At 62.6% G+C, this 1,016-nt stretch carries 1 protein-coding gene and 1 pseudogene; both read left to right on the forward strand.

Annotation, left to right across the window (positions count from 1 at the left end):
• Window positions 1-192, forward strand: a pseudogene (locus AC1D34_RS37940) (ArsR/SmtB family transcription factor); the annotation flags it as partial.
• Window positions 176-655: an SRPBCC family protein gene (locus AC1D34_RS37945; RefSeq protein WP_441480414.1), complete on the forward strand. Its 480-nt coding sequence runs from the start codon at window positions 176-178 to the stop codon at window positions 653-655. The pseudogene AC1D34_RS37940 and the gene AC1D34_RS37945, both read left to right, overlap by 17 nt.
• The last annotated feature ends 361 nt before the right edge of the window (window positions 656-1,016 follow it).

Below are 1,016 nucleotides of genomic sequence, written 5' to 3' on the forward strand. Positions count from 1 at the left end.
GTGTTGGAGGATTGCGGATTGATCGCCAGCGAGAAGCGCGGGCGCAGCCGCTGGTGCCGGCTGGAGCGGGCGCGCTTCGCCGAGGCGGCAGACTGGATGGAAGCGGAGCGCCGACGCTGGGCCGAGCGGCTCGACCGGCTGGAAACTTATTTGGACAAGGCGGAAGAGAACGACGATGGAAAAGCTGTTTGAGACCTGGTCGCTCGACCGTGAGATCGTGCTGGTCAAGGTGCTGAAGCACCCGCGCAATAAGGTCTTCGCCGCCTGGATGGACCCGGAAGCGCTGGCGCAGTGGTACGGCCCGGCTGGCCTCAACATCGAGAACCACAAGGCCGATATCCGCGAAGGCGGGGAATGGCGCTTCGACATGGTGGGCGTGTTCGAGGGCCAAAAGCAGCGCTTCCCCAATCTCATGCGCTTCCTGAAGATCGTGCCGAACGAGCTGATCGTGGTGGACTATGGTACCCCGGACGCCAACGACCCGGAGCGCTTCTACATGACGGTTACCTTCGATGAGCAGACCGACGGCAAGACCGTGCTGACCATGCGCCAGCTTCACCCAAGCCGCGAACGTCGCCAGGTGGTCGTCGGTTTCGGCGCGGTGGAGTATGGGCTGCAGACGCTGGACGGTCTCGCCACGTGGCTGGATGGTTGAACGCTGATCATCTGGAGGGTTGGCGGTCGCCGCGCCATAGTGCCCATAAACGACCGCTTCCAGGACTTTGCGGTCCAACTGCGAACGTCCGCAACGGGTCGAATTTGCCCCTTCGGTCTTGTTTAGGAAGCTGACATTCGATCAGGCGAGATGGGAAGCGGTAGTCCACATGCTAATCTTGTTCGATGGACGACGCCCTCATTCGCGTTGCCAGCGATGCTGACTGGCGAGTCTACCACGCTATCCGCGGCGCGGTTCTGTGGGAGGAACGGGGTCTAAGCGGCTACGACGATGCCCGCCCGGAAGAGCGACTGCCCCATCACCATCCCCTGCTGCTGAAGTTCAAGGGGCAGGGAGCCGG

This window comes from Allobosea sp. P1_A7, assembly GCF_056406775.1.

Bases quoted from the DNA above. Each gene is read 5' to 3' on its own strand.
- AC1D34_RS37945 (WP_441480414.1), top strand. From the start codon at position 176: ATGGAAAAGCTGTTTGAGACCTGGTCGCTCGACCGTGAGATCGTGCTG.